At 45.7% G+C, this 722-nt stretch carries 1 protein-coding gene; it reads left to right on the top strand.

All coding sequences use genetic code 11. The features are described 5' to 3' along the window. Nucleotides 1–722, top strand: a 722-nt coding sequence (gene rpoN / locus A3738_RS06730) for an RNA polymerase factor sigma-54 (protein WP_068763455.1), incomplete at both ends; no start/stop codon positions are given.

Raw genomic sequence — 722 nt, 5'->3', positions numbered from 1 at the left:
GTTCTGAAGCGTGTTCAACATTTTGACCCAGCAGGCGTGGGCGCAAAAGACCTTCAAGAATGTCTAATGCTTCAGTTACGTCAACTAGATCCCGACACTGAGTGGCTACCGCAAGCCAAGCTTGTCGTCAGCCACTATATCAATCTGCTGGGTAGTCGCGATTACGCACAGCTCATCAGAAGAAGTCGTCTTAAAGAAGACGATTTGAAAGAAGTTCTTCGCTTGATCCAATCGCTAAACCCTCGCCCAGGCGAGTCAGTGATTCAAGCGGAACCAGAATACGTTGTTCCCGACGTCGTGGTGAAAAAGGTAAATGGGCGCTGGAAAGTAGAGCTCAATCCAGAAATCGCACCTAAGATTCGCGTAAACAACAGCTACGCTGGCTTTATAAAACGTGCAGATAATAGCAACGACAACAACTTCATGAAGGACCAACTTCAAGAAGCTAAGTGGTTTATAAAAAGCCTCCAAAGCAGAAACGAGACTTTGCTCAAAGTTGCAAGCAAAATTGTTGCACATCAACAAGGCTTTTTAGACTATGGTGAAGAAGCAATGAAACCGCTTATTCTCCATGATATAGCCCAAGCAGTTGATATGCATGAATCCACAATTTCTCGCGTAACAACGCAAAAGTATATGCACACACCGCGTGGCATCTTTGAGCTGAAGTACTTCTTCTCAAGCCATGTTGGGACGACTTCTGGCGGCGAATGCTCATCGAC

The sequence above is a fragment of the Oleiphilus sp. HI0066 genome (assembly GCF_001635725.1).
The sequence above is the reverse complement of the archived record's forward strand: the minus strand, read 5'-3'. Positions and strand labels throughout refer to the sequence as shown.